This is a genomic window from Sphaerisporangium album (genome assembly GCF_003323745.1).
Classification (GTDB): domain Bacteria; phylum Actinomycetota; class Actinomycetes; order Streptosporangiales; family Streptosporangiaceae; genus Sphaerisporangium; species Sphaerisporangium album.
Window position 1 is genome coordinate 234028 of the sequence record NZ_QOIL01000008.1, and the last position, 24941, is coordinate 258968.

24 protein-coding genes are annotated in these 24941 nt (G+C 71.1%); 13 read left to right on the forward strand and 11 right to left on the reverse strand.

The genetic code is table 11. From position 1 onward, the window contains the following. From DQ384_RS16425 to DQ384_RS16440, 4 genes are all read left to right on the forward strand, one after another. Positions 1-351, forward strand: a complete 351-nt coding sequence (locus tag DQ384_RS16425) for an STAS domain-containing protein (protein WP_114029683.1) — start codon at positions 1-3, stop codon at positions 349-351. A gap of 2 nt (positions 352-353) precedes the next feature. Next, a complete protein-coding gene (locus DQ384_RS16430; RefSeq protein ID WP_114029684.1) occupies positions 354-827 on the forward strand; it encodes an ATP-binding protein in 474 nt (157 codons plus the stop codon). A gap of 1120 nt (positions 828-1947) precedes the next feature. Further along, positions 1948-4284 carry a sodium-translocating pyrophosphatase gene (locus tag DQ384_RS16435; RefSeq protein ID WP_114029685.1) on the forward strand — a complete coding sequence of 779 codons (2337 nt, stop codon included), beginning with the start codon at positions 1948-1950 and terminating at the stop codon, positions 4282-4284. A 100-nt stretch (positions 4285-4384) separates the two neighbouring features. Next, entirely contained in the window at positions 4385-4867 is a 483-nt protein-coding gene (locus DQ384_RS16440) for a SixA phosphatase family protein (protein ID WP_114029686.1), read from the forward strand. 144 nt (positions 4868-5011) lie between these two features. On the opposite strand, the gene serB is transcribed toward DQ384_RS16440, so the two are convergent. After that, on the reverse strand, positions 5012-6250 hold the full coding sequence (serB, locus tag DQ384_RS16445) for a phosphoserine phosphatase SerB (protein WP_114029687.1): 1239 nt from the start codon (positions 6248-6250) through the stop codon (positions 5012-5014). 112 nt (positions 6251-6362) lie between these two features. Here serB and DQ384_RS16450 point away from each other — a divergent pair, with 112 nt between their 5' ends. Together DQ384_RS16450 and DQ384_RS16455 are read left to right on the forward strand one after the other, a co-directional pair. Next, the gene (locus tag DQ384_RS16450; RefSeq protein WP_114029688.1) at positions 6363-7232 is read left to right on the forward strand and encodes a GNAT family N-acetyltransferase; all 870 of its coding nucleotides are present in this window, start codon (positions 6363-6365) and stop codon (positions 7230-7232) included. Next, entirely contained in the window at positions 7229-8107 is an 879-nt protein-coding gene (locus DQ384_RS16455) for a lysophospholipid acyltransferase family protein (protein ID WP_114029689.1), read from the forward strand. The genes DQ384_RS16450 and DQ384_RS16455 overlap by 4 nt, the downstream gene beginning before the upstream one ends. 156 nt (positions 8108-8263) lie before the next feature. Here DQ384_RS16455 and DQ384_RS16460 read toward each other — a convergent pair whose 3' ends face one another. The 4 genes from DQ384_RS16460 to DQ384_RS16475 form a co-directional block, all read right to left on the reverse strand. After that, positions 8264-8938 carry a hypothetical protein gene (locus tag DQ384_RS16460; protein ID WP_114029690.1) on the reverse strand — a complete coding sequence of 225 codons (675 nt, stop codon included), beginning with the start codon at positions 8936-8938 and terminating at the stop codon, positions 8264-8266. 433 nt (positions 8939-9371) lie between these two features. Next, positions 9372-9929, reverse strand: coding sequence for a DUF11 domain-containing protein (locus DQ384_RS16465; RefSeq protein WP_181871247.1), 558 nt, complete (start codon positions 9927-9929; stop codon positions 9372-9374). Positions 9930-10017: 88 nt separating this feature from the next. Beyond that, positions 10018-11022 carry an S-adenosylmethionine:tRNA ribosyltransferase-isomerase gene (locus DQ384_RS16470; RefSeq protein WP_114029692.1) on the reverse strand — a complete coding sequence of 335 codons (1005 nt, stop codon included), beginning with the start codon at positions 11020-11022 and terminating at the stop codon, positions 10018-10020. Then, positions 11019-11732 (reverse strand): SDR family NAD(P)-dependent oxidoreductase, encoded by a 714-nt coding sequence (locus DQ384_RS16475; protein WP_114029693.1) that lies wholly within the window; start codon positions 11730-11732, stop codon positions 11019-11021. The genes DQ384_RS16470 and DQ384_RS16475 overlap by 4 nt, the downstream gene beginning before the upstream one ends. Before the next feature lie 123 nt (positions 11733-11855). On the opposite strand from DQ384_RS16475, the gene DQ384_RS16480 reads away from it, so the two are divergent. Both DQ384_RS16480 and DQ384_RS16485 read left to right on the forward strand, forming a co-directional pair. Then, on the forward strand, positions 11856-13040 hold the full coding sequence (locus tag DQ384_RS16480; protein WP_245966526.1) for a GAF domain-containing sensor histidine kinase: 1185 nt from the start codon (positions 11856-11858) through the stop codon (positions 13038-13040). 5 nt (positions 13041-13045) lie between these two features. Continuing rightward, positions 13046-13681 carry a response regulator gene (locus DQ384_RS16485; protein ID WP_114029786.1) on the forward strand — a complete coding sequence of 212 codons (636 nt, stop codon included), beginning with the start codon at positions 13046-13048 and terminating at the stop codon, positions 13679-13681. Between the two features lie 53 nt (positions 13682-13734). On the opposite strand, the gene DQ384_RS16490 is transcribed toward DQ384_RS16485, so the two are convergent. Then, on the reverse strand, positions 13735-14412 hold the full coding sequence (locus DQ384_RS16490; RefSeq protein ID WP_245966527.1) for a hypothetical protein: 678 nt from the start codon (positions 14410-14412) through the stop codon (positions 13735-13737). A gap of 218 nt (positions 14413-14630) precedes the next feature. On the opposite strand from DQ384_RS16490, the gene DQ384_RS16495 reads away from it, so the two are divergent. The 4 genes from DQ384_RS16495 (at position 14631) to DQ384_RS16510 (ending at position 17553) form a co-directional block, all read left to right on the forward strand. Continuing rightward, a complete protein-coding gene (locus tag DQ384_RS16495) occupies positions 14631-15425 on the forward strand; it encodes an ABC transporter ATP-binding protein (protein WP_114029695.1) in 795 nt (264 codons plus the stop codon). Between the two features lie 40 nt (positions 15426-15465). After that, positions 15466-16401 (forward strand): SPFH domain-containing protein, encoded by a 936-nt coding sequence (locus DQ384_RS16500; RefSeq protein ID WP_114029696.1) that lies wholly within the window; start codon positions 15466-15468, stop codon positions 16399-16401. A 126-nt stretch (positions 16402-16527) separates the two neighbouring features. Then, entirely contained in the window at positions 16528-17283 is a 756-nt protein-coding gene (locus DQ384_RS16505) for a sulfite exporter TauE/SafE family protein (RefSeq protein ID WP_114029697.1), read from the forward strand. A 30-nt stretch (positions 17284-17313) separates the two neighbouring features. Continuing rightward, positions 17314-17553, forward strand: coding sequence for a hypothetical protein (locus DQ384_RS16510; RefSeq protein WP_114029698.1), 240 nt, complete (start codon positions 17314-17316; stop codon positions 17551-17553). A gap of 51 nt (positions 17554-17604) precedes the next feature. On the opposite strand, the gene DQ384_RS16515 is transcribed toward DQ384_RS16510, so the two are convergent. The 5 genes from DQ384_RS16515 to DQ384_RS16535 all read right to left on the reverse strand — a co-directional run bounded on the left by DQ384_RS16515 (position 17605) and on the right by DQ384_RS16535 (position 23562). Beyond that, a complete protein-coding gene (locus DQ384_RS16515) occupies positions 17605-18465 on the reverse strand; it encodes a Rieske (2Fe-2S) protein (RefSeq protein WP_245966528.1) in 861 nt (286 codons plus the stop codon). Between the two features lie 147 nt (positions 18466-18612). After that, on the reverse strand, positions 18613-19224 hold the full coding sequence (locus tag DQ384_RS16520) for an HD domain-containing protein (protein ID WP_114029699.1): 612 nt from the start codon (positions 19222-19224) through the stop codon (positions 18613-18615). Between the two features lie 72 nt (positions 19225-19296). After that, positions 19297-21474: a molybdopterin-dependent oxidoreductase gene (locus tag DQ384_RS16525; RefSeq protein WP_114029700.1), complete on the reverse strand. Its 2178-nt coding sequence runs from the start codon at positions 21472-21474 to the stop codon at positions 19297-19299. 117 nt (positions 21475-21591) lie between these two features. Then, a complete protein-coding gene (locus DQ384_RS16530) occupies positions 21592-23046 on the reverse strand; it encodes a catalase (protein WP_114029701.1) in 1455 nt (484 codons plus the stop codon). A gap of 90 nt (positions 23047-23136) precedes the next feature. Next, positions 23137-23562 carry a Fur family transcriptional regulator gene (locus DQ384_RS16535; RefSeq protein WP_425451457.1) on the reverse strand — a complete coding sequence of 142 codons (426 nt, stop codon included), beginning with the start codon at positions 23560-23562 and terminating at the stop codon, positions 23137-23139. Positions 23563-23674: 112 nt separating this feature from the next. Between DQ384_RS16535 and DQ384_RS16540 the strand changes: the two genes are divergently transcribed. Continuing rightward, positions 23675-24883, forward strand: a complete 1209-nt coding sequence (locus DQ384_RS16540) for a CapA family protein (protein ID WP_114029702.1) — start codon at positions 23675-23677, stop codon at positions 24881-24883. The last annotated feature ends 58 nt before the right edge of the window (positions 24884-24941 follow it).

Genomic DNA, 24941 nt, shown 5'->3' on the forward strand with positions numbered 1-24941 from the left:
GTGGATCTGAAGTTGGACCACCACACTGAAGACAGACTCACCATCGTGGAAGTCGAGGGTGAGATCGACGTCTATACCGCGCCGAGGCTGCGTGAGCTGCTGATCGACCTGGTCAACAAGGGCAACTTCCACCTCCTCGTCAACATGGAGAAGGTGGACTTCCTCGACTCCACGGGTCTTGGTGTCCTGGTCGGCGGGCTCAAGCGCGTTCGGGCGCACGACGGCTCCCTGGAGCTCGTCTGCACGCAGGAGCGCATCCTCAAGATCTTCCGGATCACCGGTCTGACGAAGGTCTTCGGGATTTACGCCTCGGTCGAAGAGGCCAAGGAAGCTCACGGCCGAGACAAGTAGTCATGGCCACCGTCGAGCTGACGTTCAGCGCGCTACCGGCTCATGTGCGCACCGCGCGGCTGGTCGCCACCGCGATCGCCCGGCGTACCGGGGTGGCGGAGGCGCTGCTGGACGAAGTGCGGCTCGCCGTGGGTGAGGCATGCTCACGGGCAGTGGAGGCGCATCGCGTTCACTGCCCCGGCGAGCCGATCCGCATCGAGCTGTGCGATGAGTCGGGACGCTTCGAGGTCACCGTCACCGACTCCGCGCCGAGCGACGATCTCGAACAGGCGTACAAGGACGAGGACGGGCCGCCGGTCGCCGTCAACGGCACCGAGCTGGCCAGTCTGCTTCCCGCCGATACGCTGATGTCCGGGTTCGGCATCGCCGTCATCGCCGCGCTGGCCGATGACGTCGAGGTGTTCCCGAGCGCCAAGGGGCTGCGGATCAGGATGAGCTGGCCCGCCGCCGCCACCGGCTTCGCGGCCACCGGCTGACGCCTCGCAGGGTCGGCCGTACGCGTTCCCGAAACCGCGTGCGTCACCGAACCCCGCGTGGGCCGAGGCGACTGCGACGCCGAGGTGTGTGTACGACGTCGGCGCGAACGGGTGTCGGCGAGATCGATGGGAATCGAAGCGATTCCGAAACCTCCGAGCGTCTCGGACCTGGTGTCCGAGCGCTCCGGCGGAGGCCGTGCGTGAGTGTGGAGCGGTCCGCGCCGGACGTGAGTGCCATCCGCCACGCGCCGAATTCGGCCTGCCGGCGTCCAGATCGGCAGGCGGGTGAACCGCCGTACATGACGGCGGACGGTCGCCGTCGCCCGTCCCTGACCGGTGCGCCCTCGGGAACGGCCGCGGCTTCGAAGCGGCTGCCAGCAGCATCGGCGGCCCGTATGAGCCCCAGAAGAACACGGCCGAACCTCCCGGTGAACAGAACCGCACCATGATCCTGAGTCGGCTCGTGAGCCCGGCAGATGACACATGCCGCCGCGGGCCGGGGCTCAACCCCACGGTGCCTCGCTGCCGGACGCCCGTCCGGGAATGCGTTCGGTCCAAGAGCCGGGGAAAGGTTCCGTCCTCGGGAATGGTTCCGGGAGGAAAGCGCCTGGAGGGGGTGACGGGGGAGAGAAAGGTCCGTGGCGGTTTCGTGACGGCGATGTGAAGAGAAGGGCCCCGGGGCTTGGGAAACGGACGGGCGGGACGCCTGGCGTTCCCTCTGAGAGGGTGCGAGACGCCGGTCGGGGGCTCGGGGAGCCGGGGCGCGCGGGTATGTCTCCGTAGTTATGGACACAAAGCTATGGCAATAATTCCCCGTCCGTAATCCGGACGTCGCCCGGCATCATGCCTGGAAAACCGTGTCCTTGCGGGGCAAAGGCGCGCCGCTTACTGGACGGACCCCTAATTAGCTGGCCGAAGAGGCTTCATATCTGGCGCGTGCCTGCGTAGACTCCCCGCACCGGCCAAGGTTTATGTCCCCGCAGATCGACGATGCCCTGCGGGAGGTCTGCGGACGTTACCGGAAGCGGCACTGCCAATCCAGCTCGGATGCGCGCCGCCCCCCGACTCATTCCGCAGCGCGGTCTGAGCTTGGACCTACCCGTCTGGCCGAGGAGGACGGATGTCTAGGCTCTATCTCGCCGCTGACGACGCCGCAGCGGTATCTCTTAGCGGTTCCCATCTCACGATCGTGATCGTGGTGGCCGCGGTGGCGCTGATCGCGCTGGCCGTCGCGGGCGGCCTCGTCCGCGAGGTGCTCAGCGCCGGTCAGGGCACCGAGCGCATGCAGAACATCGCGCGCGCGGTGCAGGAAGGCGCGGCCGCGTATCTCACGCGGCAGTTCCGAACGCTTGCCGTCTTTGTCGTTCTCATCCCGTTCCTACTGTTGTTGCTGCCGTCGGAGTCGACCGGTGTGGCCATCGGGCGCTCGGTCTTCTTCGTGGTCGGCGCGGTGTTCTCCGCGCTGACCGGTTTCATGGGCATGTGGCTGGCGGTGCGGGGCAACGTCCGCGTCGCCGCCGCCGCCCGTGAGGCCGGCGAGAAGCCGGCGATGCGCATCGCCTTCCGCACCGGCGGCGTCGCGGGCATGTTCACGGTGGGCCTCGGCCTGCTGGGCGCGGCGATCGTGGTCTTCATCTACAAGGGCGACGCGCCGAGCGTCCTGGAAGGCTTCGGCTTCGGCGCGGCGCTGCTCGCGATGTTCATGCGAGTCGGCGGCGGCATCTTCACCAAGGCCGCCGACGTGGGCGCCGACCTGGTGGGCAAGGTCGAGCAGGGCATCCCCGAGGACGACCCCCGCAACGCGGCCACCATCGCCGACAACGTGGGCGACAACGTCGGCGACTGCGCCGGCATGGCGGCCGACCTGTTCGAGTCCTACGCGGTCATGCTGGTCGCCAGCCTGATCCTGGGCAAGGCCGCCTTCGGCACCGAGGGCCTGGTGTTCCCGCTGATCGTTCCCATGATCGGCGTGCTCACCGCCATCATCGGCATCTTCGCCACCGCCCCGCGCAATGGCGACCGCTCCGGCATGGCCGCGATCAACCGCGGTTTCTTCATCTCCGCGATCATCTCGGCGGTCCTGGTGGCGGTGGCGGCCTTCGCCTACCTCCCCGCCACGTTCTCCGAGCTCAGCGGTGTGAGCGCCGGCGTGGCGCAGCTCGACGCCGACCCGCGTCTGATCGCGATCGGCGCGGTGCTGGTCGGCCTGGTGCTGGCGAGCGCGATCCAGGTGCTCACCGGCTACTTCACCGAGACCAACCGCCGTCCCGTGAGGGAGATCGGCGAGAGCTCGCTGACCGGCCCGGCGACCGTCATCCTGTCCGGCATCGCGGTCGGCCTGGAGTCCGCGGTCTACTCCGCGCTGCTCATCGGCGGCGCCGTCTATGGCGCGTTCCTGCTGGGCTTCGGCAACGTGACGGTGGCGCTGTTCGCCGTCGCCCTGGCCGGTACGGGCCTGCTGACCACGGTCGGCGTCATCGTCTCGATGGACACCTTCGGCCCGGTCTCCGACAACGCCCAGGGCATCGCCGAGATGTCGGGCGACGTCGAGGGCGAGGGCGCGCAGATCCTCACCTCCCTGGACGCGGTCGGCAACACCACCAAGGCCATCACCAAGGGCATCGCGATCGCGACGGCGGTGCTCGCCGCGACGGCGCTGTTCGGGTCGTTCCGTACGGCGGTCGAACTGAAGCTGGCGACCGCGTCCGCCGGGGTGAAGGAGGCCCTGGGCTCGTTCAGCTCGTTCAGCCTGAGCGTGGACGCGCCGAATGTGCTCGTCGGCCTCATCATCGGTGCGGCGGTCGTGTTCTTCTTCTCCGGTCTGGCGATCAGCGCGGTGGGCCGCGCGGCCGGGCGCGTGGTGTTCGAGGTGCGCGAGCAGTTCCGCACCAAGCCGGGCATCATGTCCGGCACCGAGCTGCCCGACTATGGCCGCGTGGTGGACATCTGCACCCGGGACTCGCTGCGTGAGCTTGCGACGCCGGGTCTGCTGGCCGTCATGACGCCGATCGCGGTCGGTTTCGCCCTCGGGTACGCCCCGCTCGGCGCCTACCTCGCGGGCGCCATCGCCGCGGGCACGCTGATGGCGGTGTTCCTGGCCAACTCCGGTGGCGCCTGGGACAACGCCAAGAAGCTGGTCGAGGACGGCCACCACGGCGGCAAGGGCTCGGAGGCGCACTCGGCCACGGTCATCGGCGACACGGTCGGCGACCCGTTCAAGGACACCGCGGGCCCGGCGATCAACCCGCTGATCAAGGTCATGAACCTGGTGGCCCTGCTCATCGCCCCGGCCGTCGTGACCTACGCCGGCAACGCGGTGCTGCGCGTCGGCGTCACGGTGGTCGCGGTGGTGGTCGTCGTCGGCGCGGTCCTGGTCTCCAAGCGGCGCTCGACGAGCATCGCCCCGGCGAACGACGACCCGACCCCGCGGGTCGAGACCGAGAAGGTGTCCAGCTAGTCCACTGCCGGGCCTTCGTGTGAGGCCCTGGGACGCGAAACGTACGGCTACCGCCCGTGGAGGGCGGTAGCCGTACGCGTGTAATGGGATAGTTGAGGGGATGAACACGCTGATCGTCCTGAGACACGCCAAGGCCGCGCACGTCCCCGGGCTGGCCGACCGGGAACGTCCGCTCACCGATCGCGGTGAGCGCGACGCCGGGCGTATCGGGCAGACCCTGAAGAGGATGGGCCTGTCTCCCGATCTGGTGCTGTGCTCGCCGTCCCTGCGGACGCGGCAGACCGCCGAGCTGGCCCTGGCAGACCTCGCGCCGGCCGCTCCGCTGCACCTGGAGAGCGAGATCTACGAGGCGTACCCGGACGAGCTGCTCGAACTGATCGGGCGCACCGACGACGACGTCTCGACCCTGCTGCTGGTCGGCCACAACCCGGGCGTGCACGAGCTGATCATGAACCTGAGCCTGTCGCGGGACGACGAGGGTTTCCCGCCGGGGGCGTTCGCGGTGCTGGAGACGGGCGGCTGGGCGGGGCTCGGCCCGGGGGACGCGCGGATGATCAGCCGCTGGACGCCGAAGGACGACTGAAGCGCGGACCGGAAGGGCGCCGAGCCGGTACGAAAACCGGGCAGGTGCGAAACCGGGCGGGCACGGAAAGGCGCCGGGCGGGCGTGGACGAGCGCCGTGAGGCGTCCGGGCGCGGGTGGCGCGCCCGGGAACCTGGGAACGCGGTCAGTGGAGCGGGCTGCCGGTCGCGGGCGGCGTCAGGCCGTCTTCGGCGTCGGCGGCCTCGACCTCCTCGCGGGAGATGCCGAGCAGGTAGAGGATCGTGTCGAGGTAGGGGACGTTGACCGCGGCGTCGGCGGCCTGCCGCAGCACGGGCTTGGCGTTGAAGGCGATGCCGAGGCCGGCCGCGGCGATCATGTCGAGGTCGTTGGCGCCGTCGCCGATGGCGACCGTCTGGCTGATGGGGATGCCCGCCTGCCGCGCGAACCGCTCCAGGGCACGAGCCTTGCCCGGACGGTCGACGATCTCGCCGACGACACGGCCGGTGAGCTTGCCGTTCACCACTTCCAGGGTGTTGGCGGCGGAGTAGTCGATGCCGAGGTCCTCCACCAGAGCGTCGGTGATCTGGGTGAAGCCTCCGCTCACGATCGCGAAGCGGTAGTCCAGGCGCTTGAGCGTGCGTACCAGGGTGCGCGCGCCCGGGGTGAGGACGACCTCCTCGCGGACGCGCTCGAACACGTCGGCGGACAGCCCTTCCAGCAGCGCCACCCGCTCGCGCAGGGAGGCGGCGAAGTCGAGCTCGCCGCGCATCGCCGCCGAGGTGATCTTCTCGACCTCGTCCATGCAGCCGGCGTGGCCGGCGAGCAGCTCGATGACCTCGCCCTGGATCAGGGTGGAGTCGACGTCCATGACGATGAGCCGCTTGCTGCGCCGGAGGAGGCCGGAGCGCTGCACGGCGACGTCGACCTGCTGGAGGACGGCCTCGGCCGCGAGCGCGGTGCGCAGGGCCAGCGGATCGGCCCCGGAGACCTCCAGCTCGATGCACGTGACCGGCAGGTGCGCCAGCCGCTCGATGCGGTCGATGTTGGCCCCGGCGGCGGCGATGCGGCCCGCGATGCCGGCCAGGGCGGCGGGCTGCATCGGGTTGCCGAGGACGGTGACGTGGAGGCGCCCTCTGCGGCGCTTCTCCTTGGTGTCGGTGCCGGTGGCGAGCTCGACCTCCATGCCGAGGTCTTCGGCCACGCGCTCGACGGCCGCCCACATGGCGCCGATAGTGCCGCCGGTTCCCGTGGGGGGCCCGCCGGCGTACATGACGAGCACGCCGAGGACCAGGCGGCCACGGATGACGACCTGTTCGACGTCGACGACGTTCACCGGGAAGGACGCCAGCGTGCTGAACAAGCGGGACGTCACCCCGGGCCGGTCGGGGCCGGTGAGTGTGATCAAAAGCGTGCGCTGCTTCATCGGGCACAACGCTACCGACCGCTCAGAGTGAACGCGTAAGCGGTTCACCATACGGACGGGAGATGGTCATCTCCCCATGTCTTCATGGGTGTGCCACACGAGGAGGCATGCCATGACCCAGGTCTTCACCGACCGTGTCCACGGCGGGAGCGGCTCTGTCGCCCAGGCCGCCGTGCCCGCTGATCCCCCCACAGCCGCCGCCCCCGCCGGTCTTCCCGATCTTTCCGGGCCGAACGGGATCGCCGGAGTCCCGAGGCTCCCCGATCGGGGGCTGACCGACGCGCGCGGACGTTACACGGTGGGGCTGGCCAGGACGGCCGCCGACCTGCGCGCGGCGCAGCGGCTGCGCTACGAGGTGTTCGCCGAGGAGATGGGAGCCCGGCTGGACTCGCCGATCTCCGGGCTGGACGTGGACAGGTTCGACGCCTACTGCGACCACCTGCTGGTGCGGGAGGGCGACGCGGTGGTCGGCACGTACCGGATGCTGGCGCCGGGGCGTTCCGACCGGCTCTACTCCGACGGCGAGTTCGACCTGTCGGCGCTTTCCGGCATCCGGGGCGGCATGGTGGAGGTCGGGCGTACGTGCGTCCACCCCGCGCATCGCGGCGGCGCGGTGATCGGCCTGATGTGGGCGGGAATCGCCCACTACATGGTCAGCGGCGGCTTCACCTGGCTGGGCGGCTGCTGCTCGATCCCGCTGGACGACGGCGGGACGACGGCCGCCGGGGTGCTGGACAAGATCCCGCTCGGACCGGACGAGTACCGCGTGACGCCGCACCGGCCGTGGTCCGGTGAGGGCGTGGTGCGTCCGGACCGGTTCGTGATCCCGCCGCTGCTGCGCGGCTACCTGCGGCTCGGCGCGTGGATCTCCGGCGCCCCGGCCCACGACCCGGAGTTCGGCACGGCGGACTTCTTCGTCCTGCTCTCGCTGGCCAACGTCGACGTCCGCTACCTGCGGCACTTCCTGGGGGTGACCGAATGACCTGGCTTCCTGTGGCGTCGTGCACGGTCGGCGCCTGCGTGACGGCTCCGGTGAGGACGACGGGCCGCGTCCGGCGGGTGCTCCGCGTGCTCGGGGCCGTGGCGGTGGTGGTCGCGGGCGTCCCGTGGTCGTTCGCCGCCCGCGGGTTCGACGCGAAGCGGCGCAGTGAGATGACGATGAGCTGGGCCCGCTTGCTGCTGCGGGTGCTCGGCATCCGCCTGGAGGTCGTGCAGGGGTTCTCGGTGCTGGGCGGCTCGGCCGTGCTGCCGGTGCCGGCGCCCGTCGAGGGGACGGTCCCGGGGGGCACGCTGCTGGTGGCCAACCACGTCTCGTGGCTGGATCCGCTGGTGCTCGCGGCGATCATGCCGTGCAAGCCCCTGGCCAAGAGCGACATCGCCCGGTGGCCGGTGATCGGCTCGCTGGTCGCGGGCGGCGGCGCGATCTTCATCGACCGGGAGCGGCTCTCGACGCTCCCCGGCACCGTGCGGGACGTCGCGGACGCGCTCGCCGAGGGGCACGACGTCGCCGTCTTCCCCGAGGGCACGACGACGTGCGGCCGGGGTATGGGGGCGTTCCGTCCGGCGATGTTCCAGGCGGCGATCGACGCGGGCGCGCCGATCCGGCCGATCCGGCTGCGTTTCCGCGACGGCGACCAGGACCCGGCGACGGGGCCGGCGTTCGTGGGCGACGACACGCTGCTGGCGTCCCTGGGACGGGTGATCGCGGCGCGCGGGCTGGTGATCGAGGTGACGATGTTCCCGGTGATCGCCTACGGGCGGGGGAGCGGGGTCTCCCGGCGGTCGCTGGCGGGCATCGCGCACGCCACGGTGTCCGGTGACTCGCCGAGGCGGCACGACGTGCTCGTGGCGGCGTGACGCGCGGCCGGAGGAGTGCCGGGCTCCGCCGTGGCGGCGTGACGCTCGGCCGGTGGTGCCGGCCGGAGGAGTGTGGGGCTCCGACGGCCTGGTCTCGGGGATCCGCCGCGGCGGAGGGTCGCCCGGCCGTTCGCGGGCGGACGACCCTCCGCGCGGTCAGCCGACGATCTTGGTCTTCACGGACTTGGTGAAGTACCAGCTCTTGATGCCGATCTTCTTCAGTTCCTCGCGACTCAGGTTCTCCGAGCCGGTCGGCCAGTCCCAGCTGTTGACGCCGAGCTTCGCGGCCACCGTGCCCTTGGTGCCCTTCTTGAGCCGGACGGTGATGGTCAGCCAGCTGTCCTCGCCCTTCTCAAGGACGTACGGCGGCCAGCACCAGAAGCCGTCGGGGAAGAAGCCGCACTTGGTCCCCTTCGGCCCGTCGAAGTACACCGTGCCGCGGATGCCCTTGGGCAGGGTGCCGCCGAAATAGTAGTCGTCGGCCGTCCACGGGCCCTTGTTGAGGCCCTTGATGCGGTAGGTGATCTCCCCGCCCGGCTTGGCCTTCTTCGGCCCGGTGACCTGCACGGAGAAGGTGGAGTACGCGTCGTCGTCGGCCGCCTTCGTCGTGGTGGTGGCGGTGCCGGTCGAGACGGCTGTCAGGGGCGAGGTGGTCGTCACGCTGCTCGCGCGGGTCGCGGGGCCGACCGGCGCCGCTGAGGCGGGGGTGGCGGCGAGCAACAGGGCGCCCGTCATCGGGACGGCCACGGCCGCGGTCGCGATCTTGGCGATCGGGTGGCGCATGCGGATCTCCAGATAGTGGGGGACAGACGAGGACCGCGCGCGCGTCATGGGAACGTTCCCGTGACGCGAGGCCGCGTGGTCCCGTGTGCCGGGGGACGCGGAGGTTCCCCGGCGTGTGGAACGTGGGTTTCCGGGCGGGAGAGGAGCCGTTCCCGGCGGCGGAACGGGGTCGCCGCCTGGGACGCGAGAAGCCCGGGTGCGGGAGCGCCGAAGTTCCCGGGGAACGGGTGCCTCGGGCGGAAAGCCCGCGTAAACGGCACCGTTTCTATCATGATCCACGCGCGAGTACGACTTCTTTACAATTTATCCGCATTTTATTACTCAGAAGCGGACAGCGATATCTCTGAGTAACGGAACAGAATAACGACGAGGCGGCCACCGTGCGTACGGTGGCCGCCTCGTCACGACCCGCGGGCGTCACCGCCCCCATGAAGGCGCACACCCGCTTCGTCGCGCGCTCGTCCAGGACGTGAGCCCGCGATCAGCGCACGATCTTGGTCTTGAACGACTTCCAGAGGACCTCGTTCTGGATGTCGAGCTTGTTGAGCTCCTCCTCGTTGGTGACGTCGACGCCGGCGGGGACGTCGATGGAGAAGTGGCCGAACTCCGCGACCGCCGTGCCACGGGTGCTCTTCTTCAGCCACACCTTCACCTTGAGTCCGGCGGACTTGCCCGGGTCGAGGGTGTCGTAGATGCAGAACAGGTCGCGGCCGGAAAGCTCGCAGAACGCCTTCGACTTGCTCACGACGCGGACCTTGCTCGCCCCCTTGGGAAGGGTGGCGAAGAGCCCGGCGAGGTCGGTCGCCCACTCGCCCTTGTTGGTGCTCTTCAGCGTGTAGGTGATCGTGCCGCCGACGCGGACCGCCTTGTTCCAGACCACCTTGGTGGTCAGCGGGGACTGCGGCTTGACGGCCACATGGGCGGCGCTCGCGGGGGCCGACGCGGCCGAGATCGCCGCGGTGGCCGGGGCGGCGAGCGAGGCGCCTACCAGGGTTCCGGCGACGGTGAGTGCGGCGAGAGCGGAGAGGTGCCGACGCATGGAGTGTTCTCCCGTTGTGTGACTGAACGACGTGTAGAGCATCGAACTTCGGACTTGGAACGTCCTTGTATGTCACTTTATTGGATATTTACTCATGCATGATCAGATGAAGGTCCCCGAATTCATGCCATAGGTATCCTTCGCGCAGCGCTTCCTCGTACGACCGGGCGACCAGTTCCTCGCCCGCGATGGCCGAGAGCATCATCAGATGGCTGGAACGCGGCTCGTGCAGCCCGGTGACCAGCCCGTCCACCGCCCTGACGCCCTGCGCCGGGGTGACGACGTGCGAGGTGAAGCCCTCCGCCGCCCGCACCCTGCCCGGTCCCCGCACCCCCAGCGCCGCCGTCTCCAGCGCCCGTACCACCGTCGTGCCGACCGCGATCACCCGTCCCTCGGCCTGGTTCACCAGACGGGCGGTGTGCGCGGGGACCGCGAACCGCTCCGGGTAGGGCGGCTCGTCCTTCTCCGGCGAGGCGACGCCGGTGTGCAGGGTGATCGGCGCGATCAGGATCCCCCGGCTGACCAGCGCGGTCACCAGCTCGTGGCTGAACGGCCGCCCGGCGCTCGGCATCTCGGCGCTGCCGGGCCGTACTCCGAACACCGTCTGGTACGCCGACAGCGGCCAGTCATGCTCCACGTAGGAGTACCGGATTGGAACTCCATATTGCCGCAGATAGCCGGGCACGTCCCGGTCCAGGGCAGCCCGCCAGAGGCGCGGCGTCTCGCGCTCCAGCAGCCGCAGCGTGGCGCCCCCCGGCAGCGGCAGCCACTCGCCGGGCGCGCCTCCCGGGTACGGCGCCGTCGTGGTGCCCGTACGGCGGCGCAGCTCCACCAGCCACGTGCCGTCCTCGCGGGCGGTGGAGAAGTGGACGGCGAGCCGGTCCAGCGGGACGGCGGCGGGCAGCGTGATCGAGTCGTTGACCACCAGCACGTCTCCGGGCCGCAGTAGGTCCGGCAGCTCGGTGAAGCTGTGGTGGGTGATCGAGCCGGAGTCCGTGACGGAGACCATCAGCCGTACGTGGTCGCGGGCGAGCCCGCGCGCCTCCGGCGGCTCGTGGGCCTCCCGGGCCCGGGGCAGGTCGAAGGTGATCATCGGCTCACCCGTCCGCTCGCGGGCCGCCGCTCGACCAGGTCGACGATGAACGGCGCCACCGCGTCAGGATCGGCCGCGCCGGCCGCCTCCTCCTCGCCGACGGCGTCGGCCAGCATGCGGGTGCGCATCTCGCCCGGGTCGACCGACCACACGGCGATGCCCGGCTCCTCGGCCGCCAGCACGCGCGAGAGCTGGTCGAGCGCCGCCTTGGTGAGGCCGTAGCCGCCCCAGCCCTCGTACGCCTCGACCGCCGCGTCCGAGGTGATGTTGACGACGGCGCCGCCGCGCTCGCGCAGCCCGCGCAGCGTCGCCTGGATCAGCGCGAGCGGGGCGATCACGTTGGCGCGCAGTGCGTCGGCGAGGGTGTCGAGGGGGTAGGACGCGAGCGGGGGCAGGGGGACGGCCCCGAGCGTTCCCGCGTTGTTTACCAGCAGGTCCAGGCTGCCCAGGTCGTTGGCCACCCGCGCCAGGTTCGCCCGGTGCGCGGGGTCGGCGACGTCGCCGGGGACGGCCGTCGCGCCGGTCTCCCACGCGGCCTTCTCCAGGTCGGCGGCGCCGCGCGCGGTGATGATCAGATTCCAGCCCCGCGCCGACAGGGCCCGCGCGAGGGCGAGCCCGAGGCCGCGGGAAGCGCCGGTGACGAGCGCGGTGCGCCGCCGCCCGGAAGCGGCGTCCGCCGGGGTGGTGGTGGTGGGGGTTTCGTCAGCCATGCCCCGACGGTAGGAGCGCGCGGCGGAGTGGGCATCGGGCCCGGGACCGGCTCCGGCCTGCGCTGATGGGCCTAGGACCATCGGCGGAGCCCTCGTCCCCGCCGCCGCGCCTACAGTGTGGGCGTGACATCCGAACCCGGCGGCGACCGGGACTTGGCGAGGGACGACCGGGACCTGACGGGCGGCGACCGGGACGCCGTGCTGCACGCGGTCAGCTCCGCGGTGCTGGCCGTGACCCGGCACCTGTCGGTCCGCGAGGTGCTGCAGGTCATCGTCCGCTCGGCCCGCACGCTGCTCGACGCCCGGTACGCCGCGCTCGGCGTGCCGGACGACGACGGCTCGTTCGCCGAGTTCGTCGCCGAGGGCGTCAGCGACAAGCAGTGGGACGCGATCGGCCCGTTGCCCCGTCAGCACGGCATGCTCGCCGCGATGCTCAGGGACGCCGCGCCGGTGCGCCTGCCCGACATCCGCGAGGACCCGCGCTTCGAGTGGTGGCCGAGCGCCCACCCGGTGCTCAAGGACTTCATCGGCGTGCCCATCCGCGACGCCGACCAGGTGCTCGGCATCATCTTCCTGTCCAACAAGCGCACGCCGGGCGGGTTCACCCTGGCCGACCAGGACCTGCTCACGCTGTTCGCCGCGCACGCCGCCATCGCCCTGACCAACGCCCGCCTGTACGAGCGGGGACGCGAGCTGACCGTCGTGGAGGAGCGCACCCGCATGGCCCGCGAGCTCCACGACGCGGTGACGCAGAAGCTGTTCTCGCTGCGGCTCACGGCCCAGGCGGCGGCGTCCCTCGTCCGGGCCGACCCCGAGCGGGCCCTGACCGAGATCGACCGGGTGCAGCGGCTGGCGGGGGAGGCGCTGGCCGAGCTCAGGGCCGTGATCGTCGAGCTGCGCCCGGCCGAGCTGGACCGGCACGGGCTGGTCGAGACGTTGCGCAAGCACGTCTCCCTGCTGGACCGCCTCTACTCGGAGAGGATCACCTTCGACTCCCCTGAGGACGGGGACGCGTGCGACCTGACGCCCGCGACGGAGGTCACGGTGCTGCGCGTGGCCCAGGAAGCCGTCCACAACGCCCTCAGGCACGCGCGGGCCTCCTCCATAGCGGTACGCCTGAGCGTGCCCGGATCGCGCCTCACGCTCGAAATCAGCGACGACGGGGACGGCTTCGAGGTGGACGGCCCGACGTCCCGGGGCCTCGGCCTGGTCTCGATGCGCGACCGGGCCGAGGGCGCGGGCGGGTCGCTGCGCGTGGCCTCCGAGCCGGGGGCGGGCACCACGGTCTTCCTGGAGGTGCCCGCGTGAGCGCGGTGGTCCGCGTCCTCATCGCCGACGACCACCCGGTCGTGCGCCAGGGCCTGCGCACGTTCCTCGACCTGCAGGACGACCTCGACGTGGTCGGCGAGGCGTGCGACGGGGCCGAGGCCGTGGAGCTGTCCGCCTCGCTGGCCCCGGACGTGCTGCTGCTCGACCTGAAGATGCCCGTCCTGGACGGGCTGGGCGCCCTGCGCCTGCTGTCGGAGCGGGGCCTGAGCGTGCGGGTCATCGTGCTGACGTCGGTGAGCGACCGGGGGGACGTCGCGCCGGCGATGCGCTCGGGGGCCTCGGGATTCCTGTACAAGGACGTGGACCCGGCCGCGCTGGTGCAGGCCATCCGCGCGGTGCACGGCGGCCAGGTGCTGCTCGCGCCCGAGGCGGCCGAGGCCATGCTCGCCGGCCCCGACGCGGCGGCGACGGACGGTCCCGCGCCGATCGCCGTGCTGACCGAGCGCGAGCGGGAGGTGCTGGCGCTGATCGCCTCGGGCCGGTCGAACCGCGAGATCGCCCGCGAGCTCGTCGTCGCCGAGAAGACCGTCAAGACCCACGTCTCGAACGTGCTGATGAAGCTCGGCGTCCAGGACCGCACCCAGGCGGCGCTGTACGCCGTGCGTCACGGTCTGGCCTGAGCCCTGAGATCACGACCCTCTGCGGCGGGCTTACGACCGCGTGCCTCGGCCCGTCAGGAGCGTGGGCCCGGAGGCGTCCTCAGCCCGCCCGGGGCCTGCCGGCTCTCGATGATCGCGTTGTGCGCGGCCACCCGCGCCCGCCGCACCGCGCGGTCCAGATCGCGCAGCGCCTCGCCGCGCACCGCGATCTGCCCCGACGTGAGCCCGCGCTCGTCGGCCAGACGCAGCACCGAGGCGAGCCGCGCGGTCAGGGCGGCGACGCGGTGGGCCCGGGCGGGGTACCCGGGGGCGAGGCCGTCGTCGGCGTGGGCGATCGAGGGCTGGCCAATGTCCGGGCCGTCGACCGTGAGCAGAGCGTCGGTCGCCGAGCGCATGGCCATGGTGAGCGCGTGCTCGGCCTCGGCCAGGCTCGGGACGTCGGGCGGGATGGCGGAGGCGTCCATGGCCGTCCAGCGGATCCCGGAGTAGGACGAGCCGCGGCGGTCGATGGACGGGATCAGGCCGAGGCAGCGTCCGGAGAGCACGGCCGTGACCGCCTCACCGGCGTCGACGGCGGCCATGGTGAAGGGGGGAGGCCCGGTCAGACCGAGCGGGTCGCCCGCGGAGGGGAGCGAAAGGCGCAGACCGGTCAGGCCGTCGACACGTTGCTCGGCGAGGAAGACGCGCAGGGGGGTCTCGTCCCCGTCGGCGGCGACGACGTGGGGACCCGCGGCGCGCTCCAGCCGGTCCACGGCTTCATCAAGACCGACATGTCCGGCAAGCCAAGCGTTGCCCCATGCGACCAAGGTGGCGGAGATCGGTGAATCGGGGTGCACCGATCCACGATATGCGTTGATGCTGCAATAGGTTTGGTCCGGAGACATCGGGCGGGGGCTACTCGCCCGGTGAAGCCGGGTCGTCCCGGGGTTGCCCGGACCGGCCCGGATCAGATGTCAGGGAGGTATTGGCGATGGGTGGTCAGGTGCTTCGGCTCCAGGACGTCGCCGTCCGCAGAGATGGCGCGGCCCTGTTGCGGGGCATCGACTGGACCGTCGAGGAGGACGAGCGCTGGGTCGTCATCGGCCCCAACGGAGCGGGCAAGACGACGCTGCTCCAGGTGGCGGCGGCGCTCCTGTACCCCAGCGAAGGCTCGGTCGAGATCCTCGGCGAGCGGCTCGGCCAGACGGACGTCTTCGACCTGCGGCCCCGCATCGGCCTCGCCAGCGCGGCGATCGCCGAGAAGGTTCCCGCCGAGGAGAAGGTCATCGACCTCGTCCTCACCGCCTCGTACGCGATCCTCGGCCGGTGGAACGAGGAGTACGACTCGGGGGACGTGACCCGCGCGGTCGAGCTCATCGACCAGCTCGGGTGCGCTCATCTGATCCGGCGGAAGTTCGGCACGCTGTCGGAGGGCGAGCGCAAGCGCGTCCAGATCGCGCGCGCCCTGATGCCCGATCCCGAGCTGCTGCTCCTCGACGAGCCGGCCGCCGGGCTCGACCTCGGCGGGCGCGAAGACCTCGTACGCCGCCTGTCCGCGCTCGCGTACGACGCCACGGCCCCCACGATGGTGCTGGTCACGCACCACGTCGAGGAGGTGCCGAGCGGCTTCACGCACGTGCTGCTGCTGCGCCACGGCTCCGTGGTGGCCCAGGGTCCGATCGAATACGTCATGACCGCCGACAACCTCAGCCGCACCTTCGGCGTCCCCCTAAGTCTGGAGAGAAGCTCCGAGGGCCGCTGGTACGCCCGAGCCCTCCCGGGCTGATCCACGCGAACGAAGAAAAGCGCCCGAACAAGGGAGCGTCATGACCCAGCTCGTCGTCGCCATGGTCGTGGTGGCCGTCGCCGGTTTCGCGTTATATCGGACCATCCGCATCGTCCCGCAGGCGCAGGCGTACATCGTCGAGCGGCTCGGGCGCTACCACCGCACGCTGACCCCCGGCCTGAACATCGTCGTGCCGTTCGTCGACATGGTGAAGACGACGGTAGACCTGCGCGAGCAGGTCGTCTCCTTCCCGCCGCAGCCGGTGATCACCTCGGACAACCTGGTGGTGTCGATCGACACGGTGATCTACTTCCAGGTGACCGACGCCAAGGCCGCGACGTACGAGATCGCGAACTTCCTGACCGGCGTCGAGCAGCTCACCGTCACCACGCTCCGCAACGTCGTCGGCGGCATGGACCTGGAGCGCGCGCTGACCTCCCGCGAGGAGATCAACTCCGAGCTGCGCGGCGTGCTGGACGAGGCCACCGGCAAGTGGGGCATCCGGGTCAACCGGGTCGAGTTGAAGGCGATCGACCCGCCGGCCTCGATCCAGGACTCGATGGAGAAGCAGATGCGCGCCGACCGCGACAAGCGCGCGTCCATCCTGTCGGCGGAGGGCCAGAAGCAGTCGGCGATCCTGACCGCCGAGGGCGAGCGCCAGGCCGCCGTCCTGAAGGCCAGGGGCGAGGCGGAGGCCGCGGTGCTGCGCGCCCAGGCGGACGCCGAGGCCCAGGCCATGCGGGCCAAGGGCCAGGCCGACGCCATCGCCATGGTGTTCCGCGCCATCCACGAGGGCAACCCCGACCAGAACCTCCTCGCCTACCAGTACCTGCAGACGCTTCCGGAGATCGCCAAGGGCGACGCGAACAAGGTGTGGATCGTCCCCTCAGAGATGGGCAAGGCCCTGGAGGGCCTGGGCGGCCTGTTCGCCCGTCCGCAGGAGACCCGCCCCCAGGACGGCCCCCCGGCCCGCTGATCCGCGCGTCCCCCCGCCCCCCGTAGCCTGGGCTCTTGTTGCCGGCCGAGGTCGCGGGGCACCCTCGCGCGTGCTCGGCGCAGATGGCCGCCTACCATCGGGCGAAGTCGTACGAAAGGTGGGGCTTTGACACCGTGGGAGGTGGTCGCGATCCTCGCGGCCGGGCTCGCGGCGGGAGCGATCAACGCGGTCGTGGGCTCGGGATCGTTGATCACGTTTCCGACGATGCTCGCGCTCGGATACCCGCCGATCGTCGCGAACGTGTCCAACACCGTCGGCCTGGTGGCGGGTGGGGTGACCGGCGTGCTCGGCTACCGCGAGGAGCTGAAGGGCCAGCGGGAGCGGCTGCTGAAGCTCGGCGCGGGCTCGCTGCTCGGCTCCGTGGTGGGCGGCCTCCTGCTTCTGTCCCTGCCGGCCAAGGCGTTCCAGGTGATCGTCCCGGTCCTGATCGCGCTCGCCTGCGTGATGGTGGTGTTGCAGCCCCGGGTGCAGGCGTGGCTGTCCGCCCGCCAGGACGAACCGCACCCGCACGGCGGGCCGTGGCTGTGGCTCGGGGTGTTCGCGGCGGGGGTCTACGGCGGCTACTTCGGCGCGGCGCAGGGGGTGATCCTGATCGGCCTGCTCGGCATCTTCCTGGACGACCACCTCCAGCGGGTGAACGCCGCCAAGAACCTGCTGTCCCTGGTGGTCAACCTCACGGCGGCCGTGCTGTTCCTGATCGTCGCCGAGGTGGACCTGTGGGCGGCGCTGCTGGTCGCCCTGGGCTCGCTGGTCGGCGGATTCGTCGGGGCGCGGGTGGGGCGCCGGCTGCCGCCGCGGGTGCTGAGGGCCGTGATCGTGTGCGTCGGCATCGTCGCGATTGTCAAACTGGTGTACGGATAGCCCCACGGGCAAGTGGGTATTTACCCGGATATGAAGGGTGACCGGGTCGAGATCGTCATAGACGCGGGTGGTACGCCCCGCACGTACGAGGTCGTGGCGACGAAGGCCGGCCGCCGCGTCGACGTCGCGACCCGCCGGGGCCTCGTCGAGGTCAGCGAGGTCACCAGGAGCGGCACGCCCGTGCGCACGGCACGCTTCATGGCGAGCCGCATCCTGGCCCTCGTGGAGCACCCCGCCTCCGACCGGAGCGAGCTGGACGACGAGGAGTGACCGGGACCTCGCGGTGACGTCCAGAACGGGCGGACCCCTCGCGGACGGACCTCAGAACGGCCGCGGGCGGACCTGGACGAGCCCGTCCCCGCGCACGTTGACCTCGAAAGACGGCTGCGGGGAGGTCGCCGGCCCGTGGACGACCGCGCCGTCCTCCAGCCGGAAGGTGCTGCCGTGCCACGGGCACACCACGCACGCCTCGTTGCCCTCCAGCTTGAGCCGCCCCTGGTGCAGCGGCCCCGCCAGGTGCGAGCACCGGTCGGCGAGGACCTTCACCGTGGAACCGTGCCGCAGCACGAAGAGCTGGATGTAGCCGAGCCGCCGCGGCACCGGGCGCCCGTCCGGCAGGTCCCACAGGCGGCACAGGTCGTGCCAGCCGAGGGGGACGAGGTGCGTCGTGGGCTCCGCGTGCGTCGGCCCGGCGGCCATCCGGTAGGCGAGATGCCCGCCGAGGTAGCCGCCGACGCTCGCCGCGCCGAACCCCGCGAACGCCAGCGCCTTGCCGGCGCGCTGCCTGCCCGCCAGCCGCAGCATCAGCGACCCCGAGTACAGGCCGAGCGCGGTCAGGTTGACCAGCGCGTGGACGAGCCCCACCCGCTGCTGTTCGAGGTGCAGGACCGACCAGTCGGTGATCCCGGCCGCCGCGGTGGGGATGGCCCCGGCGATGCCGGTGGCGAGCACGGCCTGCGAGGCGCGGGGGTCGGCGTCGATGGCGTCCAGGACCGCCGTCGCCGTCCAGCAGCCCAGGCTGACGGTCGCGAGCGGGGGGTGCAGGGGATGACCGGTGGGAACGCCGTGGAGCAGGTCTCTCACCTGGCTCCCCAGGGGAAGCCGTTTGCGTACGGTTCTCGCCAGCCGCACGATCACCTGGTCGCCCGCCTTGACGTGCTCCAGGCGCTCGGTGATCTTCACCGGCAACGATAGTGGCCCGAGTCCCAAAGTTTCCCGGATCGTGCGGCGGCGTCGCGAGTTGATGGACTTCGAAGTTTCCTCCACTTTCGCCCCCTCTCGCCCTTGGGGACGTACCCCCAAGAGCCGGAGGGAACACCGCGAAGGCTGCTACGCGCGGCCGCGAGCCAGGTGGCCACGGGCCGCCGAAAGCTCCACGATCTCCGTCGCGTAGTCGCCCAGCGCCGGCGATCCCTCCCGGATGATCTCGACTTTCTCCATGACCTGTTCGATCGTGACCCCGTGACGCGCCCAGCTTCCGCCCTCGTTGTGGTGGTTGGCCAGCATCGGCGCGAGCCGGTCGAGGGCCTTGGCGAACCTCGCCTCGGGCGTGACGCGCTCCTCGAACTCGTCCCACAGAGCGCGCAGCGTGACCGTCTGGTCCGCGGGGAGCAGGCCGAAGATGCGGTCCGCCGCGGCGCGCTCGGCCTTCTCCTGCACCTCCGCCGCCGTCACGTCGTAGACGAACGTGTCGCCGGCGTCGATCTCGACGATGTCGTGCACGAGCAGCATGGCCGTGACGCGGTCGAGGTCGGTGCCCGGGGGAGCGTGCTCGGCGAGGACCATGGCCAGCATCCCCAGGTACCAGGAGTGCTCGGCGTCGTTCTCCCTGCGGGAGCCGTCCATCAGCGTGTTACGGCGGAGCACACGCTTCAATTTGTCGATTTCCACGGCGAAACCGACCTGGGCCAGCAGACGTTCCTTATCGGGCACGGTGGTCACGCGCCACAGCCTATTACCGCCAAGCGCCTGAAACCGCCCAGCCTCGCCGTTCTCGGGGCTCCCAGGGGACTCTCAGGCGGGCGTGAGCGTGACCGGGACGCCGTTGAACACCGCGTTCCCGGACAGGGGGTCGACGATCGACTCGTCGGTCAGCGTGTTGGCGTTCACCCCGGCGTTCACGGCCGCGACGAGCTGCGCCGTGCCCGCGTGGCCCCAGCCGTGGGGCAGGCTGACCACGCCGCGCATGATCGCGTCGGTCGGCTCCAGCCGGACGGTCAGCTCGCCGGTCGCCGAGCGGACCACCGCCTCGTCCTGCAGCCCGAGCTCGGCGGCGTCCCGGGGGTTGATCTGCAGCGTACAGCGGTTCGTGCCGCCGACCAGCGGGGCCACGTTGTGCATCCAGCTGTTGTTCGAGCGCAGGTGCCGCCGTCCGATGAGCACGAACCCCTCGGCGCGCCTCCCGGCCCGCTCGCGCATGCGGGGGAGGTCGGCGACGATCGCCTCGGGGGCGAGCTCGACGGTCCCGGACGCCGTGCACAGCGCGTCCGGCAGGCGCGGCTCCAGCGGTCCGAGGTCGAGTCCGTGCGGGTTCGCCAGCAGCGTGGCCAGCGACAGGTTTCCGCCGCCGCCCCACTCGCCGTACGGGCCGAGCCGCAGCATCGCGTCCAGGCGCACCTCGGGCATGGTGGCGCCGTGCAGCATGGCGCGCAGCTCGGCGGGGTCGCGCCCCTCGACCGGTGACCCGGGCGTGCCCGTCGCCTTGCGAAGCACCTGGTCGAGGATCAGCTCGTCGAGCCCCGCCGGATCGGCGTCCGCGCCCTGCCCGGCGGCGATCATCGCCAGCCGCGCGAGGATCTCGGGCTCGGACGGGCGCCCGTCCGGCAGGGGCGTCACCGGAGGCGAGTACCGCGTGTAGTCGCGCACGGCGAAGCCGAGCAGCGCGAAGTCGTAGTGCCCCGCCTGCGCCACCCGGGGCGGCGGCAGGACGACGTGGGCGTGGCGGGTGGTCTCGTTGAGGTAGGGGTCGACGCTGACCATGAACTCCAGGTCGCCGAGCGCCGCGTCCAGCCGGGCGCCGTTCGGGGACGACAGCACGGGGTTGCCCGCGACCGTGATGAGCGCGCGGATCCGCCCCTCGCCGGGTGTCTCGATCTCGTCGGCGAGCGTCGCCACGGGCAGCTCGCCGTTGACCTCCGGCAGGCCGCGCACCCGGCTGTGCCAGCGGCCGGTCGTGTACGGCCGGGTGCGGCGCGGGCCCGCGGTCGCGGGGCGGGGGAACATCGCGCCGCCCGGCCGGTCCAGGTTGCCGGTGAGCACATTGAGGACGTCCACCAGCCACTGCGCGAGCGTCCCGAACTCGACCGTGCACGTCCCGAGGCGCCCGTACACGGCGGCCGCCGGCGCGGCGGCCAGCTCGCCCGCCAGCCGCCTGACCAACTCGGCGGGCACGCCGCACGCCTCGGCGCACAGCTCGGGGGTGAACTCGGCGACCGCGGCCTCCAGCCGTTCCAGCCCGGTGACCGGGACGCGCACGTTCGTGAGCTTCTCCTCGATCAGCGTGCGCGCGATGCCCATCAGCAGGTACGCGTCGGCGCCCGGGCGGACGAACACGTGCTCGTCCGCCAGCGCCGCCGTCCGCGTGCGGCGCGGGTCGACGACGACCAGGCGCCCGCCACGCCGGCGCAGCGCCTTCAGCCGGCCAGGGAAGTCGGGGGCGGTGCACAGCGAGCCGTTGGACTCCAGGGGGTTGGCGCCCAGCATCAGCAGGTAGTCGGTGCGGTCGAGGTCGGGGACCGCGATCGTCAGCGGGTCGCCGAACATCAGGCCCGCCGCCACGTGCTTGGGCATCTGGTCGGCCGTGCTCGCCGAGTACACCTGCCGGGTGCCCAGCGAGCGGACGAGCGGGCCGCCGTACAGCGCCCCCGCCATGGTGTGGGCGTTGGGGTTGCCCAGGTAGATCGCGCGGCCGGGGCCCGGGACGGCGGACAGGCCGCGCTCGACCGTCTCGAACGCCTCCCTCCAGCCCACCTCGCGCCACTCGCCGTCCTCGCCGCGCACCATGGGCGCGGTCAGGCGGTCGGGGTCGTCGTCCAGGCGGCCGAGGCTCGCGCCCTTCGGGCAGATGTATCCCTTGCTGAACGGGTCGTCCCGGTCGCCGCGCACGCCCACCACCCGGTCGGCCTCGTCCAGCGTGAGCGTGAGACCGCAGACGGCCTCGCACAACGGGCAGGTTCGGTGAGCCGTACGCACGAGCCGGACCTCCTGGGTTCGGGGGCTGACTCCATCTTTACCGGTACGGACGGGGACAAGGAAGTGGCCCAGGCGGGCGAGCACCGCCCGGGCCACTGCGAGGAGCCCGCGTCCGGGTCAGCGCCAGGCGACGCCGAGGCCGTTGGCGACGCCCTGTCCGAGGTCCTTGTGGACGTTGGTCCAGTACTCCACGACGCGCTTCTTCATGTCGGCGGTGACCTCCGGGGCGGAGGCGTGGCCGACGATGTTGCTCACGAGGTGCTCGCGGTCGGTGTCGGACAGGACGTTCTCCCACAGGGCGCGCGGCTGGACGAAGTCGTCGTCCTCCGCGTGCCTCTGGTAGGCGCTGCGGATGATCTCACCCGCGACCTGGTAGCTCTCGCCCGCGAAGAACGCCGGGTCGGCCGCGGGGCCGCCGGCGGTGTTCGGCGCGTACACCGGGTCGCCCGGGTTGCTGTAGCGCATCGCGCCGTCCTTGTTGTAGCTGCGGACGGGCGCCTTCGGCCGGTTCACCGGGAGCTGCAGGTAGTTCGCCCCGATGCGGTACCGGTGGGTGTCCGGGTAGGAGAACAGGCGGCCCTGGAGCATCTTGTCCGGGGAGGCGCCGATGCCGGGCACGAGGTTGGCCGGCTCGAAGGCGGCCTGCTCGACCTCGGCGAAGTAGTTCTCCGGGTTGCGGTCGAGGGTGAGCCTGCCGATCGTGATCTCGGGGTAGTCGGCGTGCGGCCACACCTTGGTCAGGTCGAACGGGTTGAAGCGGTAGTCGGCCGCGGCGGCGAACGGCATGATCTGCACGTTCACCGTCCAAGACGGGTGGTCGCCGTTCCTGATCGCGGTGTGCAGGTCGCGGATGTGGTGGTCGGCGTCCTGCGCGATGACCGCTCCGGCCTCGGCGTCGGTGAAGTTCTCGATGCCCTGGTCGGTCTTGAAGTGGTACTTCACCCAGAACTTCTCGCCCGCCGCGTTGTACCACAGGAACGTGTGGGAGCCGAAGCCGTGCATGTGACGCCAGCTCTTCGGCGTTCCGCGGTCGGTCATCAGGAAGGTGACCTGGTGGGCCGACTCGGGCGAGAGCGTCCAGAAGTCCCACTGCATGTTGTGGTCGCGCAGGTTGGTGTCCGCGCGGCGCTTCTGGCTGTGGATGAAGTCGGAGAACTTCGAGGGGTCCCGGATGAAGAAGATCGGCGTGTTGTTGCCGACGAGGTCGTAGTTGCCCTCTTCGGTGTAGAACTTGATCGCGAACCCGCGGGGGTCGCGCTGGGTGTCCGGGCTGCCGAGCTCGCCGGCGACCGACGAGAAGCGCAGGAAGAGGTCGGTCTCCTTGCCCTTCTGGAACAGGCTGGCCTTGGTGTACTGGCTCACGTCCTCGGTGATCCGCAGGACGCCGTAGGCGCCGCCGCCCTTGGCGTGAACGACGCGCTCGGGGACCCGCTCACGGTTGAACTGCGCCATCTTCTGGATGACGTAGTGGTCCTGGAGCAAGAGGGGGCCGTTCGGGCCGACGGAGAGCGAGAACTCGTCGCTCGGCGCGGGAATGCCCGCGTCCGTCGTTGTAAAAGGCCGTTCGGTCATCGCGCGGTCCTCCGGATCGACGTTGATGGAGTACGGCTCACGCCCTTGACTCCGTGTGCGTGCGTGAGCCGGTGCGTGGGGGGCAAGGGATCAGGCGGTTCGAGATTGACAAGAGGGGCAGATGCCCCAATAGATGACATCGGCCTCGTCGACGATGAAGCCGGCGGCGTCCACGGGATCGAGGCAGGGGGCCGCCCCGGTCGCGCAGTCGACGTCGGCCACCGTGCCGCATCTACGGCAGACCAGGTGATGGTGGTTGTCTCCCACCCTGGCCTCGTAGCGGGCCGGGCTGCCCATGGGCTCTACCTTGCGAAGGATCCCGACGCCGTGGAGCGCGTGCAGCCCGTCGTAGATGGCCTGGAGGGACACCTGGCCGACCCGGTCGCGCACGGCGCGATAGATGGTGTCCACATCAGGGTGGTCACCCTCCCGTACCACGTGCATGATCGCGACCCGGGCGGCGGTCACCCGCAGCCCGGCGTCACGGAGTCGGTCCACATCCCCCACGACCTGCACCTTAGGTGCTAAACCTGAATGATTCAAGTAAAGGAAGCATCCAAGTCAGGTGAATTTCGTTCTGGGGTGGCGGTGTCCATCCACGACCCGGAGGTGGCATGCTCTTGGAGCGATGAGAAGTCACTCCGCCGCCTCGCCCCCGACAGAGCCCGCCGACCCCGCCACCCCCGCTCACGACCTTCCTCCCGTCTCCCGCCGGGCCCGTGACGTGACCGGTCCCTTCCGGGTGCCCGCGGGGCGATCCGGGCGTGGCGCCGGCCTGGTGCTCGCCGCAGTGGTGGCCGGGCTGCCGATCGTCGCCTGCTCGGCGGCGGAGTCCGCCTCGCCTCCGCCCAAGGACGATTCGTCGTCGTCCACGCCGCAGGCCCAGGAGACGGCGGCCGAACCCCGGCGCAAGCCGTTCACCATCTCCTTCGGCGGTGACGTCCACTTCGAGGGCATGCTCAGGAACCGGCTCGCCAACCCGCGCACGGCCCTCGGCCCGATCTCCGCGGTGCTGCGGCGCGCCGACCTCGCGATGGTCAACCTGGAGACCGCCATCACCCAGGGGGGCACTCCCGCCCCCGGCAAGCAGTTCACCTTCCGCGCGCCCGCCACCGCGCTCACCGCGCTGAAGGCGGCGGGCGTCGACGTCGCGTCCATGGCGAACAACCACGGCATGGACTACATGGAAGGCGGGCTGCGCGACTCCCTCGCGGCCATCCGCAGCGCGAAGTTCCCCGTCGTCGGCATCGGGAAGAACGCCGCGGAGGCGTACAAGCCCTTCCGTAAGACCGTCAACGGGAACAGGGTGGCGATCATCGGGGCGACCCAGGTGCTGGACGAGCAGTTGATCCAGTCCTGGACGGCCACCTCCACCAAGGGCGGGCTCGCCTCGGCGAAGAACGAGCAGCGGCTGATCCAGGCCGTCCGGCAGGCCCGCAAGACCTCCGACACCGTCATCGTCCACCTGCACTGGGGCACCGAGCTGCAGAAATGCCCGAACCCCGCGCAGCTCGGCCTCGCCCCCAAGCTGATCGCCGCGGGTGCGGACGTGATCGTCGGCGGCCACGCCCACATCCTGCTCGGCAGCGGGTACCTCCGGGGCAAGTACGTCAACTACGGCATGGGCAACTTCGTGTTCTACAACTCCGGTCCGGAGACCGGGCGCACCGGAGTGCTCACCCTGACGATCAACGGTCGCAAGGTCCTGAAGGACCAATGGACTCCGGCGCGTATCACGGGGGGAATTCCGATTCCCCTTACCGGCGCCGCCAGGCAGCAGGCCGTGACGGGCTGGGAAGCGCTGCGGGACTGCGCCGGGCTGGACGCCGAGCCCTGAGCGGATGTCGGGTAATGCATTCCGAATTCGGACGACTGGCCGGGAAGGACTGACCCGT